This window comes from Pseudoalteromonas sp. NH0006-46 (assembly GCF_057547735.1).
In genome coordinates this window covers 109,203-124,355 of sequence record NZ_BAAJML010000001.1, presented here as the reverse complement: position 1 = coordinate 124,355, position 15,153 = coordinate 109,203, and the positions used below count along the sequence as shown (strand labels likewise).

The window sequence follows — 15,153 nt, the reverse complement described above, 5'->3', positions numbered from 1 at the left end:
TATATCGCGACTTGCGATTAAATTTTAATACATACGTACTTTTCTTCTAGGTATTCATCTAGCCCTTGATACCCCCCTTCACGCCCTAAGCCAGACTGTTTTACCCCACCAAACGGAGCAACTGGGTTTGATATAACCCCTTCATTTACGCCTATCATGCCAAATTCAAGTCCTTCACTGATACGGTAAACTTGTTTTAAACTTTGGCTATAAAAATAGGCGGCTAAGCCATAGGGTACGTCGTTAGCAAGCGCAAGTACCTCTGCCTCTTCGTCAAAGGGTATTACTGTTAGTACAGGGCCAAATACTTCTTCGTGGTATATGTCCATGGTGGTATTAACGTTAGTAATAATAAGCGGGTTTTGAAAGCTCCCCCCTAAATCGCTGTTATCGCCAATTAAGCTAGCGCCTTTATTTAGCGCGTCCTGAATTAAATCTTGTACTTTTTGCTTAGCTTTTGGGTAAATTAGCGGCCCAATATCCACATTTTCTTCAAAGCCATTGGCTACTTTGAGTGCCGCAACTTTAGGTGTAATTTTCGACAATACTTTATCAATAACGCTTCGTTGAATAAAAATACGGTTTGCAGCAACACACGCTTGGCCGCTGTTTCTAAATTTAGCCGCCATAAGCCCCTCAATCGCATCATCAAGATCCGCATTATCAAAAATGATAAACGGCGCATTGCCACCTAACTCCATTGAGGTACGCTTAACCGTGTCGGCACATTGCTTAAGTAATTGGCTACCAACACCTGTAGAGCCGGTAAAAGTAAACTTGCGGACAATGTGTGAGTCGGTGAGTATTTTACCCACTGTTTTAGCGTCTTGCGATACAAGTACATTAAATGCCCCTTTAACAAAGCCAGCTTGGTCGGCTAGGTATGCTAATGCAATCGCGCATAGCGGCGTATGCTCAGAAGGCTTTAATATAAAACTACAGCCTGCAGCATAAGCAGGCGCTACTTTACGTGTCACCATTGCAACAGGGAAGTTCCAAGGTGTAATGCCTGCTACAACCCCTACAGGTTGCTTAAAACTGGTTAAACGGTGGTTATTGTCGGTAGGTGGGATCACATCGCCATAACTTCGCTTGGCTTCTTCTGCAAACCATTTAATAAACCCTGCACCGTAATCTATTTCCCTCAACGACTCTTTAAGCGGCTTACCTTGTTCTTTGGTCATTACTTCAGCTAATGTTTGCTTGTGCTTTATTACCAATTCGTACCAGCGCATGAGCGTTTCACTGCGCTCAGTGGCATTAGTCGTTTTTAATTTTACAAAAGCGCCCTGTGCGGCTGTTATTGCGCTATTTACACCTTGCTCGTCTATATCACTTACTTCAACAATACTTTTTTCGGTAGCGGGATCGTCAACGCTAAAGCGTTGGTTAGTTTTATAAAATTCACCATTAATAAACGAGTCACAAAAAATTAGATTACTCAAAATAAACCTCCAAAATTACGTTTTAAGGTGTTAGCTTTTAATGCGTGGCATAGAGCCAAGGCTAACTCTTTACGTCTACAAAAAACTTACGAGCTTTACTCGTCACGCCTACAATTTACAAACAAAAAAGCCGCTGTATTAAACAGCGGCTTTTAATATAATAGTCGTTAATTAAAAACTAGTGCTCTTCATTAACGATATTGAGATTGTACTTAGGTATTTCAACCACTAAGTCCTCATCTCTAATAATTGCTTGGCAACCAAGACGCGACTCAGGCTCTAAGCCCCACGCTTTGTCTAGCATGTCGTCTTCTAGGTCGTCACTTTCGTCAAGTGAATCAAACCCTTCACGAATAACTAAATGACACGTAGTACACGCACACGACTTTTCACATGCATGTGGAATACTTATGCCATTTTTAAGCGCCGCGTCGAGTACAGTTTGACCCTCAGGAGCTTCAATTGCAGCGCCGTCAGGACACAATTCAGGATGTGGAAGAAAAACAATTTGTGGCATTCTAATCTCTCTTAAATGTTGTCTACTGACTGACCCGTTAGGGCTTTTTTAATTGATGCATCCATTCTGCGCGATGCAAATTCACTACTGGCATTATCTACTTTTTCGATAGCCGCTTTAATTTCGCTAGGTTGCTGTGCATTTTCGCGCACTTTTACTAGCTCTGCAATTTCAGCTCTTAAATTTGTAAGTTGTGTGTCGTCAAGTAATGCGCCATCGGCATCTAACGAAGCATTTAGTGCTTCAATAACACGAAGGGCTTCAACTTGTTGCTCTTTAAGCATACGCGCTTGCATGTCGTCTTTTGCGTTGCTCATCGACTCTTTTAACATGTTAGCTACCTGATCATCAGATAAACCAAACGACGGTTTAACCTGAATTTCAGCTTGCACACCCGTTGATTTTTCCATAGCTGAAACACTTAGTAAGCCATCAGCATCAACTTTAAAGGTTACTCTGATATGTGCAGCACCAGCTGCCATTGGTGGAATACCTTTTAAGCTAAATTTAGCAAGTGAACGACAATCGTCAACCAGCTCACGCTCACCTTGTAATACATGCAAAGACATCGCCGTTTGACCATCTTTAAACGTTGTAAATTCTTGAGCGCGCGCTACCGGAATGGTGGTGTTACGCGGAATAATTTTTTCAACCAAACCGCCCATGGTTTCAAGTCCAAGCGACAGTGGCAGTACATCTAGCAATAACATGTCTGAGTCTGGCTTATTGCCAATGAGCACATCGGCTTGAAGCGCAGCACCCAATGCAACAACCCGATCTGGGTCAATTGAAGTGAGCGGTTCTTTATCAAAGAAGCTATGTACTTGGCTACGTACCAGTGGCATACGCGTTGAACCGCCGACCATAATAACTTGTAAAACTTCTTCGTTCTCAATGCCAGCATCTTTTACAGCACGGCGACACGAACGCAGCGTTTTTTTAACCAGCGGCATCGCCATTTCGTCAAATGTTTCGCGCGTTACTTCTACCGTGTGGTTTTGTCCGTCAAACTCAAGCCCTACATTTACTTTTGCGTACTGACTTAACGCTTCTTTACAGGCTTTTGCTTTATTAATAAATAAACGTAAAACCGAAGGTGATAACGCCGACACACCCGTTTGCTGCTTAAAGTAATCAACCAGTAGTGAATCAAAGTCGTCCCCCCCTAAGCTTGAATCGCCGCCCGTTGCCATTACTTCAAAAACACCCTGGTGTAAACGAAGAACAGAAATATCAAATGTACCACCGCCTAAGTCGTAAACTGCAATGATCCCTTCTTGGCCCGAGTCTAAGCCATAGGCAACAGCCGCCGCGGTTGGCTCATTTAACAAACGCAATACGTTAATACCAGCAAGTTCTGCTGCATCTTTGGTACTTTGACGCTGAGCATCATCAAAATACGCAGGAACGGTAATAACAGCCCCTAAAATTTCTTGATTACCAAAACTTTGTTCTGCACGCGCTTTTAACGCCGCTAAGATGTGGCTTGACGCTTTAACCGGGCTAATTTTTCCGGCCTCTGTTTGAATTGCAAGCGAGCCATTATCTTCACAAAATTGATACGGTAGTTGGCCGTAGCTTTGCTCTATTTCAGCTTGTGTTTTACCTAAAAAACGCTTTACCGAAATAAGCGTATTAGCAGGGTCTTGTGTTGCAGCTTGAGCTGCATCTGAACCCACAGTAATACCACCGGCTTGGTAACGAACAACCGACGGTAGCATCGCAGCCCCTAACTCATCCGTTAAGGTGCGCGCTTCGCCGCTTTGCACGGTAGCCACTAATGAATTAGTCGTGCCAAGGTCAATACCTATGGCTAGTTTATGTTCGTGTGGTGCCGCGCTCTGCCCCGGCTCAGCAATTTGCAATAATGCCATAATGCTCTTTAAACTCGTTTTGCTCGCTTTGCAGCAAGTAATTAATCGTCAAATAAACTGTCTTCAATGCGTTCTAGTTCGTCACGTAATTTATAAACAAACTTCAGTTTACGAATATTATCAGCCGCCAATTGATACTGTTGCTCGTCGTTACTTGCTAACTGCTCTGCAAGCTGTGCACTGTATTGCTCGTTAAGTTGTTTTATTTGTTTTTCAAAATTAGCAATGGCCGCATCTGGGTCGCTTGCAGATGCAAGCTCTTCGAGCTCTTCGCGCAATTCCATTTGCTGCATTAAAAACATAGGATCTTGCAGCGTTTGTTGCTCAGCGCGAATATCAACCCCTAGCTCGCTTAACATATACTCAGCACGTTTAACGGGGTGCTTAAGTGTTTGCAAGGCATCGTTAATTTCAGCAGCACTTTGCACCGACATTAACTTATCACGACTGCTTGCATTGGCATGGCGGTCGGGGTGAACAGCACGCTGTAATTCTAGGTAATTTTTATTAATCGTTGCTAAATCAATATTATAATCAACGGGCACTGCAAATAATTCAAAGTAACGCATAGCTTCAACCAGTAATATTCAGAAATAACAAAGCCCTACAGTTGCAGGGCTTCAAAATACAATTACACGTAGCAATTAAACGGTAAAACTTTCGCCACAACCACACTCATCAGCTTGATTAGGGTTATTAAATTTAAACCCTTCATTTAAACCTTCTTTAGTGTAGTCGAGCTCTGTGCCGTCAATGTAAACTAAGCTTTTTGCGTCAACTATTAAAGTAACGCCTTTAGCTGCAAACGTTTCATCGTCTTCGTTTAACTCGTCAACAAACTCTAGTACATAAGCAAGACCTGAACAGCCCGTCGTTTTAATGCCAACGCGCAGACCTAACCCTTTGCCGCGGTTTGCTAAAAATGATTGTACGCGGTTTGCTGCCGCATCTGTCAATGTCACTGCCATGAGTTTCTCTTCTTACTTCGCTTGTTTGCTTTTGTAGTCTGCAATTGCTGCTTGAATTGCATCTTCGGCTAAAATTGAACAGTGAATTTTCACTGGTGGTAATTCTAGCTCAGCACTGATATCCGTGTTTTTGATTGTTGCTGCTTCGTCGAGTGTTTTACCTTTAACCCACTCTGTTACAAGTGAAGAAGAAGCAATTGCGCTACCACAACCATAGGTTTTGAATTTCGCATCTTCAATAACGCCTTCAGACGATACTTTAATTTGCAATTTCATTACGTCACCACATGCTGGTGCGCCTACCATACCCGTTGCCACTGACGGATCGTTTTTGTCTAGAGCACCTACGTTACGTGGGTTTTCTACGTGGTCGATTACTTTATCACTGTACGCCATAATTCTATCCTCATTACCTGCTAGGGTATGTGCTTACATCACTAATTATTAGTGGTGAGCCCATTCAACTGAATCTAAATCAATACCTTCTTGATGCATCTCCCAAAGTGGAGACATTTCACGTAGGCGACCGATAGAGTTTTTCATTAATTCAACGGTGTAATCAATTTCTTCTTCGGTAGTAAAACGACCAATACTGAAACGAATTGAGCTGTGTGCTAATTCGTCGTTACGGCCAAGTGCACGTAAAACATAAGAAGGCTCTAAGCTTGCAGATGTACAGGCTGAACCTGACGATACCGCAATGTCTTTTACTGCCATAAGTAACGATTCACCTTCAACAAAGTTAAAGCTGATGTTCACAATACCCGGTACTGACTGATCTTGTGTGCCGTTAAAGTACACTTCGTCCATATCAGCCATAATGCCGTCAATTAGGCGTTTACGTAATGCGCTGATGTGTGCAAAATCTTTTTCAAAATCTTCTTTTGCGATTCTAAATGCAGTCCCCATGCCCACCAACTGGTGCGTTGCAAGTGTGCCAGAACGCATACCACGCTCATGACCGCCACCGTGCATTTGCGCTTCTAATCGAGCGCGTGGTTTACGACGAACGTAAAGCGCACCAACACCTTTAGGACCATACGCTTTATGCGCAGAGAACGACATAAAATCAACTTTAAGCTGCTGCACGTCAATAAGTACTTTACCTGCACTTTGCGCTGCATCTACATGGAACATAATTTTACGTTCACGACACATTTCGCCAATAGTCGCGATGTCTTGAATTACACCTAGCTCGTTATTCACGTGCATGATGCTGACAAGTACTGTGTCATCACGCATTGTGTCTGCTAGCTTTTGCAGATCAAGAAGGCCGTTTTCTTCAACGTCCATGTAGGTTACTTCAAAACCTTGACGTTCTAATTCGCGACACGTATCGATTACTGCTTTGTGCTCAGTTTTAGCGGTAATAATGTGCTTACCTTTCTTTTTGTAAAACTGTGCTGCACCTTTAATAGCAAGGTTGTTTGATTCAGTTGCACCCGAAGTGAAAACAATTTCACGTGGGTCTGCATTTACTAAATCAGCAATATCTGTACGTGCTTGGTCAACGGCTTCTTCTGCTTGCCAACCAAAACGGTGTGAACGTGATGCAGGGTTACCAAATTTACCGTCCATTGTGAGGCATTGCATCATTTCTTTAGCAACACGCTCATCAACAGGCGTGGTTGCTGCGTAATCTAAATAAATCGGTAACTTCATTTCTCTCTCCGCTGCAGGTCAACCTTAAAGTTGACAGCTTACTTGAATGTTTTCCAACTGCTTAATTGCATTATTGATACTGTTATCTTGGCGTGATGCGATTTCTTTCACATCTGATTTTTCCACCAATTCAGCAAGGGTAATATTATTCAAAAATTCTTCTATGCGTGCGCTTAAATCTGACCACAAATTATGGGTTAAACAGCGCATACCGCTTTGGCAGCCAGTATTGGCACCTTGGCAACGTGTTGCATCAACCGATTCGTCAACCGCGGTAATAATATCACCAACAGAAATAACATCGGCTTCTCGCCCTAGTAAATAGCCGCCACCAGGACCTCGAACCGAACTTACCAAGCCATTTTTACGCAGGCGAGCAAATAATTGTTCAAGGTATGACAAAGAAATTTCTTGTCGCTGTGAAATATCAGCAAGGGCGACAGGACCAACACCTGTGTGCAGCGCAACATCAAGCATCGCTGTAACGGCATAACGGCCTTTAGATGTTAATTTCATAACGCCCCCTGCACAAAGAGTGCAAATTTTAATTACCAGAGTAAATTAGTCAAGTATTATCACTTGATAAAAATTTGATTTAAAAACATATCGCTTAAAGTGAATGTAGTTAACAAATTTTTAATACTTGACCTGTTTGGTCAAGTATTGACACCATTGTAATTACCTGAGTAATTTAGTCAAGTATTAGGCAGTTATTTAAACACCCGTTTATATAACTAATTGCTATACCTTACTTAGGAATCGATTTATTTATAGAGGTAAGAATACCGCGCAAAATATTCATCTCTGCCTCTTCTGGGCGTGCACGGTTAAATAGACGACGAAGCTTTGTCATTACAATGCCTGGGTGCTGTTTGATGATGAAGCCTGTGTTATACAAGGTCTCTTCAAGGTGATCGTAAAACAGCTCTGTTTGTTTAGAGTTTGGGTAAACCGTGTCGTCTTGCGCTTCTTGCTTAGGTTGCTTATTCAAAAATGCCATACGTGTTTCGTAAGACAATGTTTGCACAGCCATTGCGAGGTTTAATGAACTATATTCTGGGTTAGCTGGAATACATACATGGTAATTACACAGCTGTAGCTCTTCGTTGGTTAAGCCACTGTTTTCGCGACCAAACACTAATGCCACGGGGCCATTCTCGGCTTCAGCCACCAGCTTTTCACCACACTCGCGAGGCTCAACCATCGGCCATGATAGCGTGCGTGAACGTGCGCTTGTACCAATAGTTAATGCACAATCAGCAATGGCATCTTCAAGCTTTTCAACAATCACTGCATTACCTAACACATCGCTAGCACCTGCAGATAATGCACTGGCATGGCTGTCAATTTCACAAGCAGGGTCAACTAAATAAAGTTTTGATAAACCCATTGTTTTCATGGCGCGAGCCGCCGAACCTATATTGCCAGAGTGTGATGTGTTAACTAAAACAACGCGAATATCGTCTAAGATCATTGCTGTGCTTCTTACTAATGCCAAAAAATTGCGCGAATTCTAACATAAAAGCTTAAAAAGATCCTAGATCCTTAAAGCCGCTCAACATACGTAATAAGGGCCTTTAAACCATGGCCGCTTTTACATACACATCAAAACGGTTCTTTTTAGTTTTAATTTGCATACTGGGGGTTTTGTCATTTAAAAACGGGGCGTAATCAGGGCGCTTAACCACCACTCGCTTACTGGCAAGTGGGTAGGCAAATTCAAGTAAATCATCGGCGTCGGTATCTGCGCCTACTAACTCTTGAAACACTCGCATTTCTTTTTTTACTAAGGCTGACTTTTCGCGGTGTGGAAACATGGGATCTAAATACACCACATCGGGCATGCTTTCACATTGGGAAAGTAACGTGTGGCTTGAGCCAAAGACTAGGCTCATATTGTCTTTCATCCAAGGGCCAATTTCTGTGTCGCTGTAAGCTCTGTTTAAACCGTCGGCCAGCAGTGCAGCAACAACCGGATGACGCTCATGTAAGATAACCTTGCAACCGAGTGACGCCAATACAAAGCCATCACGCCCCAAACCTGCGGTTGCATCAAGTACCACAGGCGTTGCCCCTTTATTAAGGCCAACCGCTTTGGCAATAGCTTGGCCTTTACCGCCACCAAATTTTCGCCTATGAGCAGCAGCTCCGGTAACAAAGTCAACGTTAATGGCGCCTAATTTAGGTTCATCTGTTTTAAGTAAACTCAGCCCTGTATCGTCATAGTGTAAGCTAAAACCTTGGCTCTCTTGTTGCCACTTTGCCAAACCAAAACGTGTTTCTAATTCATTTAAATACGGGCGACACTCTTTAAAGGCACACTGAATAACCACAATACACTCCGACGATAAAATACCGCCAGAGTATATCAACCAGCGGGCTTAAGCGCACTAAAATAGCTCTATGTCAGGCTCTTGGTTATTTGTCGTCTCAATGTCATCTACTTTGTGGCGTAAACTCTGTAAAAACTCACTGCGGCTTTGTGTTACCTGCTCAAACTGATATTTTATAAACGCTAAATCGCTATTGGCAGACACCAACAACTGCATCGTGTGTTCAAGTTGCGATATACATAAATCAATATCGGCGGGATTTAAGTTATTTTTTTGAAGCTCGATAGCTGTATTTAGTGCCTCTAGTTGTGCACAAAACTGATCGGCTACATTACTTTGCGTGACATTTTGAGCGTTAAACTGGCTTGTTATATCTTCCAGTGCCGTGCTAATTTGATCAGCTTGCTCGTAGGTTTTTTCGTTTCTTTCCATAGTAACGACCTTTTCATTGGTGACCTCTAAAATATGAGGGAATAAATCTTTATAACGCCCATATTTTTCGGTGTCATCGACCGGCATATTCTTAACCAGTAGCGATAGCTTTGGGTAGTTGATAATAGTGCTGTCACCTATATCAACAAACCGCTGTGCGTCTTTGTGTTGCGCCAATAACTCTTGCTCTAGTGGGCATACGCCGCCTTGCAAGCTGTAAAATTCACTTTTATGTTGGTACCAAAATACAACCACCACATCCAAATTGAAGGGGGTAAAAAACCCCAAAAAGTACTCGCTCAAAATGTCTAAACTGTTGGCATGATAACTTTGGCCAACATAGCGCATAATTCGCCCCATATCTCCCGACTCGGTCATCGCCATTGCGGCAGTTTTGTTGGCTTTATTTATATCGCTTTCGAGTTTGACGCATTGTTGGCGATACGCATACAGTATTTTAATACGTGCCATTAGCTCTTCTGCGTTAAACGGTTTCATTATGTAGTCAGACGCACCAACACTGTAGCCTTTTACTCGGTCGATAAGCGCTTCTTTTGATGACAAAAACATAACCGGAATATCTTTCGTATCGGGATTTTGTTTTATTTCTTGGCAGACTTGATAACCCGACTTGCCCGGCATTTCTATATCAAGAAGAATAATATCGGGTTTATGTTCGTTTATTAATCTAAGCCCTTCAGCGCCTTCTTTAGCGTGAAGAAGTTTGCAAAACCCAGTTAAAGACTCTTCAATAATAAGGTGGGTTAATTTATCGTCATCAATGGTAAGTACTAACTTTGTCATACACAAATCCGTTCAGCTGAGTATGCTTAGAGCATAGTACGGCGTGCTGAAATTACTAACGTTTATAGCCTATTATCTACACAATAAAAAAGCGCCGTTTAGGCGCTTTTGTTACATTTAATAAATGGCATATTTTTAAGCTGCTATGCCACTATGGCGAAGTAGCGCATCAACACGTGGCTCGCGGCCTCGGAAGTTTTTGAATAACTCCATAGGCTCTTCACTACCGCCCTTTTCTAAAATATGTTGCATAAAGGCTTGCCCTGTTTGGGGATTAAAAATACCTTCTTCCTCAAACTTAGCATACGCATCAGCCGATAATACTTCAGCCCATTTGTAAGAATAATATCCGGCGCTATAACCACCCGCAAAAATATGGCTAAACCCATGCTGAAAACGGTTAAACTCAGGAGCTTGAACAACCGAGGTACGGCTGCGAACATCATTCAATACCGCCTGAATTTGACACGGCTCGCCTGCGACATAATCGTTATGAATTTTGAAATCAAATAACGAGAACTCAATTTGACGCAGCATTTGCATGCCTGAGTTGTAGTTTTTAGCAGCTAATAACTTATCAAGTAGTTCTTTGGGTAGTGGCTCGCCGGTTTCAAAGTGACCCGAAATAAAGCGCAACGCTTCTTCCTCGTAACACCAGTTTTCTAAAAACTGACTTGGTAGCTCTACGGCATCCCATGCTACGCCATTGATACCTGCTACAGGTGCAGCATCAATTTGAGTTAGCATGTGGTGAATACCGTGGCCAAATTCATGGAATAAGGTGGTTACCTCGTTATGGGTAAATAAAGCCGGTTTATTGCCTACCGCTTTGTTAAAGTTACATACCAAATAAGCGACAGGCGTTTGTAACTCGCCATTAGCGCGTACCTTACGACCCATACAATCGTCCATCCATGCACCACCGCGTTTGCGGTCGCGTGCGTATAGATCTAAGTAAAAGCGACCTCGTAGCGTGTCATTGCTATCAACAATTTCAAAAAAGCGTACATCTTTATGGTACGTATCAAAATCGGTTACTTCATTAACACTAATGCCAAATAAACGGTTAACCGTTTCAAATAAGCCACTTAACACTTTATCAGCAGGGAAATATGGGCGCAGTACTTCATCAGAAATTGCATATTTTTCTTGTTTTAATTTTTCGCCGTAGTAGCCAAAGTCCCACGCTTCTAACTCTGTAATTCCGTGTTTTTGTGCAGCATACGCTTTTAGTTCTGCCACTTCTTGCTCTGCTTGCGGCTTAGATTTAGCGGCTAAATCTTCTAAAAACGAAAATACTTGCTCTGGTGTTTCAGCCATTTTTGTCGCTAGTGATTTCTCAGCGTAGCTGTTAAACCCTAATAACTGAGCAAGCTCATGGCGAAGTGCAAGTGCTTCTTTCATAATGTCTGAGTTATCAAACTCACCCGCATTTGGACCTTGATCCGATGCGCGTGTACTAAATGCCGTGTAGGTTTCTTTGCGAAGCTCACGGTTATCAGCGTATGCCATAATTGGCAAGTAAGATGGGAAATCAAGCGTAAATACCCAACCTTCTAGCTCTTTACTTTTGGCAGTGTCAGCAGCAAGTGCACGTGCAGACTCGGGTAGCCCAGCTAAATCGGCTTCATCAGTAATGTGTTTATGCCACGCCAACGTCGCATCCATTACATTGTTACCAAATTTAGATGAAAGCTCAGATAAGCGCGCACTAATTTCGCCATAGCGCTTTTGCTGATCGCTCGCTAATGCAATACCCGACAATTTAAAATCGCGCAGCGCATTGGTAATTGATTTTTGTTGTGCTGTGGTCAGTGTTTTAAATTCGTCACTGTTGTACAAGGCATTATACGCTTCGTATAAACCTTGATGTTGGCCTACAAAGGTTGAGTACTCAGAAATAAGGGGTAAACATTGCTCATACGCTTCGCGTAGTTCGTCATTGTTCATTACTGAATTTAAATGAGAAACAGGCGAAAATAGTCGCGATAGTTTATCGTCGGCTTCTTCAAGTGGTAACACTAAGTCATCCCACGTGTATGACTTTTTGGCAAGTACGTCATCGATAGCTTTTCGGCAATTTGCTATACCGTCTTTAAGTGCCGGTACTACAAATTCAGGCTTAATTTTAGAAAATGGTGGTAAGCCTTCAAGGCCAATCAGTGGGTTGCTCATAAATACTCTCTTTGCGTTAATGCATTTCATTTTTAGATTGGGTCTAAAAGTTAAAAAACAACTTACTTTTATTAATCTGGCTATTCAAAAGCCATTAAAAACCACTTTTAGACTCGGTAATAACGAATGCCTACAGGTAATGCAATCTAAAGCGAGTCCGTTTACGTACTGCAGATATTCTGTTTGGTACTGACTTAGCGTATAGGTTTATATCGATAAGGCTGTAAATTCGAATGTTTTTTTACTAAACATAGGTCACCTAAATACTCTTTATTTTTAAAACTTAATGTTATGCTAATGCGCATAAAACTCAACGCCTAAGGACTTAAAATGACACAACACTTTGATTACATTGCAATTGGCGGTGGTAGTGGGGGTATTGCCTCTGCAAACCGAGCTGCTATGCGTGGCGCTAAAGTCGCACTTATTGAAGCAAAACACATGGGCGGAACCTGTGTAAACGTAGGCTGTGTGCCTAAAAAAGTTATGTGGCATGGTGCCCAAGTAGCTGAAGCAATCAATTTATATGCGCCAGATTACGGTTTTAACGTTGAAGTAAAAGATTTCAACTGGAGCAAGTTAGTAGAAAGTCGTGAAGCCTACATAGGCCGAATTCATAAAGGTTACGATAACGGACTAGCCAGCAATGGCGTTACCGTCATTAAAGGCTTTGCTACATTTATTGATAGCAAAACTGTTGAAGTAAATGGTGAACACTACACCGCCGATCATATTTTAGTGGCCGTAGGTGGGCGCCCTACTATTCCAAACATTCCGGGCGCTGAGCATGGAATTGACTCAAATGGCTTTTTTGAGCTTAACGAACAACCTAAACGCGTAGCTGTTATTGGTGCGGGTTACATTGCCGTAGAGATTGCGGGTGTATTACATAGCTTAGGCACAGAAACACATTTATTCGTGCGTAAGAGTAAGCCTCTGCGTACATTTGACCCTTATATTATCGACACGCTCGTCGATATTATGGCTAAAGAAGGTCCGACTCTTCATACTGACTGCTCCCCTAAAGAAGTAATCAAAGAAAGTGACGGCAGTTTAACTATTCATTTTGAAAACGGTTACAGCCAAAATGTTGATCAGGTTATTTGGGCCATTGGCCGTACACCTACAACAGACAAAATAAACCTTGCAGCAGCGGGGGTAGAAGTAAACGAAGGTGGTTATGTAAAAGTAGATGAATACCAAAATACGACGGCTGAAAATGTTTATGCCGTGGGTGATATTATCGAAGGCGGTATTGAGCTTACGCCTGTTGCAGTTAAAGCGGGCCGTACCCTATCTGAGCGCTTATTTAATAAAGATCTCCCTGACGACTTAAAAATGGATTATAGCCTAGTACCTACCGTGGTATTTAGTCATCCGCCTATTGGTACCATTGGTTTAACCGAGCAAGAAGCGATTTCTCAATACGGTGGCGAAAACGTGAAAGTGTATAAATCAAGCTTTGCTGCTATGTACACCGCGGTAACTCAGCACCGCCAAGCATGCAACATGATGCTAGTTTGCGCAGGGGAAGAGGAAAAAGTGGTTGGCTTACACGGGCTTGGTTTTGCCGTTGATGAAATGATTCAGGGCTTTGCCGTAGCGATGAAAATGGGCGCAACTAAAGCTGACTTTGATGCTGTTGTTGCACTACATCCAACGGGCTCTGAAGAGTTTGTTACTATGCGCTAAGCTATTTAACCTAAACTCTGGATAATAAATCTCTTAACCAGAGTTCAAGTTATTTACTAATTTAACTAGGGTGTGTTGACCTTTGCGGATTAAAGTTTGTTCAATCTAGGGGCGATTAAATCGCGGCGCGAGGTTTGTAACCTAGTGGGCTAAGTAAAAACCGAGTAACAAAGAGTTTATCGCCCCTAGGCAGAACCCGAAGGGCAGCGCATGTTCAACCATCAAAGATCAACACGCCCTAGGCCCCTTACAGTTATGTGTTAAGGGGCCTTTTTATTAGGGTAAAATTTGCTTATTAGCTAAATAACTCAATATACTAGCGTGTGTTTATCAACATACCTACAACTGGATATTATGATTACTGATATATTGCTACACCCGTTTCTTGTTTCAATTGTTATGCTTAGTTTTGCACTTGGATTAAAAGTACTTGTTGATAAATTAGCGAGAAACCGCGCAGAAAAAAAAGACAAAGATATTCGCTACATTGCACATAACATTAAACATTTTATTAATTTTGTGTTGGTGCTGTCGCTGTTGTTTGTGTGGTCGACTGAAATTCAAAATTTTGCGTTATCTATTGCGGCCTTTGCGGTTGCCATTGTTTTAGCCACTCGTGAGTTTATTCAATGTGTTATTGGCTTTTTTTACTTAGTCACCACACGGCCATTTAGGGTCGGCGACTGGGTGCAAGTCGGTGAATATTACGGTGAAGTAGCAGAAACAGACTGGATAAAAACAACCATGCATGAAATAGACATGCACACTTATCAGTTTTCAAGAAAAACGATTTACATACCTAATAATAAACTCATTACCAGCCCAATTAAAAATCTAAATTATGTAAAACGCTTTGCAACACATAGCTTTTCTATTGTTCGAAAAGAGAGCTTTAACCCTTACCCAATTTACGACACGCTCTCGGTGAAAGCTAAAATGTATTGCGAAGAGTTTGAAGAGCTCGCCACTCGTTATAACTCGATTATTGAGCGAAAACTAGATGCAAAAATATCGGGCCCTGCACCAGAAATACATTTTGGAACAACCGAATTGGGTGAGTTTAGAGCGCGCTTTACGCTATTTTGCCCAACCGAGCAGGCACTGGACATAGAGTATAAACTCACAGAGTGTTTTATGGCGCTATGGTATGAAGAAGAAATGAAGCATAAAATTGCGTTAAGCGAAGTAAATAACCAAGCAACTAGCTCATAGAACGACTAGGCGCGAAGGGTTTCGCGCCTAAACTTTATC

Annotated in this window: 14 protein-coding genes; 2 read left to right on the top strand and 12 right to left on the bottom strand. The window is 42.2% G+C overall.

Going from position 1 to position 15,153, the window contains the following annotated elements; genetic code table 11:
• Nucleotides 1-17 precede the first annotated feature (17 nt).
• The 12 genes from AC27I2_RS00510 to prlC form a co-directional block, all read right to left on the bottom strand.
• The gene (locus AC27I2_RS00510) at nucleotides 18-1,445 is read right to left on the bottom strand and encodes an NAD-dependent succinate-semialdehyde dehydrogenase (RefSeq protein ID WP_487203208.1); all 1,428 of its coding nucleotides are present in this window, start codon (nucleotides 1,443-1,445) and stop codon (nucleotides 18-20) included.
• Nucleotides 1,446-1,623: 178 nt separating this feature from the next.
• Nucleotides 1,624-1,962, bottom strand: coding sequence for an ISC system 2Fe-2S type ferredoxin (gene fdx, locus AC27I2_RS00505; RefSeq protein ID WP_006791979.1), 339 nt, complete (start codon nucleotides 1,960-1,962; stop codon nucleotides 1,624-1,626).
• 11 nt (nucleotides 1,963-1,973) lie between these two features.
• Nucleotides 1,974-3,836 carry a Fe-S protein assembly chaperone HscA gene (hscA, locus tag AC27I2_RS00500; protein ID WP_487203207.1) on the bottom strand — a complete coding sequence of 621 codons (1,863 nt, stop codon included), beginning with the start codon at nucleotides 3,834-3,836 and terminating at the stop codon, nucleotides 1,974-1,976.
• A 41-nt stretch (nucleotides 3,837-3,877) separates the two neighbouring features.
• Nucleotides 3,878-4,405: a co-chaperone HscB gene (gene hscB, locus AC27I2_RS00495; protein WP_058404651.1), complete on the bottom strand. Its 528-nt coding sequence runs from the start codon at nucleotides 4,403-4,405 to the stop codon at nucleotides 3,878-3,880.
• A gap of 75 nt (nucleotides 4,406-4,480) precedes the next feature.
• The gene (gene iscA / locus AC27I2_RS00490; protein ID WP_006791976.1) at nucleotides 4,481-4,804 is read right to left on the bottom strand and encodes an iron-sulfur cluster assembly protein IscA; all 324 of its coding nucleotides are present in this window, start codon (nucleotides 4,802-4,804) and stop codon (nucleotides 4,481-4,483) included.
• A gap of 12 nt (nucleotides 4,805-4,816) precedes the next feature.
• Nucleotides 4,817-5,200 carry a Fe-S cluster assembly scaffold IscU gene (gene iscU, locus AC27I2_RS00485; protein ID WP_008131649.1) on the bottom strand — a complete coding sequence of 128 codons (384 nt, stop codon included), beginning with the start codon at nucleotides 5,198-5,200 and terminating at the stop codon, nucleotides 4,817-4,819.
• A gap of 48 nt (nucleotides 5,201-5,248) precedes the next feature.
• Complete coding sequence (locus tag AC27I2_RS00480; RefSeq protein ID WP_010555567.1) at nucleotides 5,249-6,466, bottom strand: IscS subfamily cysteine desulfurase; 1,218 nt, start codon at nucleotides 6,464-6,466, stop codon at nucleotides 5,249-5,251.
• 24 nt (nucleotides 6,467-6,490) lie between these two features.
• On the bottom strand, nucleotides 6,491-6,982 hold the full coding sequence (iscR, locus tag AC27I2_RS00475; RefSeq protein WP_010555566.1) for a Fe-S cluster assembly transcriptional regulator IscR: 492 nt from the start codon (nucleotides 6,980-6,982) through the stop codon (nucleotides 6,491-6,493).
• 232 nt (nucleotides 6,983-7,214) lie between these two features.
• Entirely contained in the window at nucleotides 7,215-7,940 is a 726-nt protein-coding gene (trmJ, locus tag AC27I2_RS00470; protein WP_058404652.1) for a tRNA (cytosine(32)/uridine(32)-2'-O)-methyltransferase TrmJ, read from the bottom strand.
• Between the two features lie 103 nt (nucleotides 7,941-8,043).
• Nucleotides 8,044-8,799 carry a class I SAM-dependent methyltransferase gene (locus tag AC27I2_RS00465; RefSeq protein WP_058404670.1) on the bottom strand — a complete coding sequence of 252 codons (756 nt, stop codon included), beginning with the start codon at nucleotides 8,797-8,799 and terminating at the stop codon, nucleotides 8,044-8,046.
• A gap of 57 nt (nucleotides 8,800-8,856) precedes the next feature.
• Entirely contained in the window at nucleotides 8,857-10,035 is a 1,179-nt protein-coding gene (locus tag AC27I2_RS00460; RefSeq protein WP_138529482.1) for a response regulator, read from the bottom strand.
• A 135-nt stretch (nucleotides 10,036-10,170) separates the two neighbouring features.
• Nucleotides 10,171-12,210 carry an oligopeptidase A gene (gene prlC, locus AC27I2_RS00455; protein ID WP_487203206.1) on the bottom strand — a complete coding sequence of 680 codons (2,040 nt, stop codon included), beginning with the start codon at nucleotides 12,208-12,210 and terminating at the stop codon, nucleotides 10,171-10,173.
• Nucleotides 12,211-12,540: 330 nt separating this feature from the next.
• On the opposite strand from prlC, the gene gorA reads away from it, so the two are divergent.
• Nucleotides 12,541-13,902, top strand: a complete 1,362-nt coding sequence (gene gorA / locus AC27I2_RS00450; RefSeq protein WP_058404655.1) for a glutathione-disulfide reductase — start codon at nucleotides 12,541-12,543, stop codon at nucleotides 13,900-13,902.
• 354 nt (nucleotides 13,903-14,256) lie between these two features.
• Nucleotides 14,257-15,114, top strand: coding sequence for a mechanosensitive ion channel family protein (locus AC27I2_RS00445; RefSeq protein ID WP_487203205.1), 858 nt, complete (start codon nucleotides 14,257-14,259; stop codon nucleotides 15,112-15,114).
• The last annotated feature ends 39 nt before the right edge of the window (nucleotides 15,115-15,153 follow it).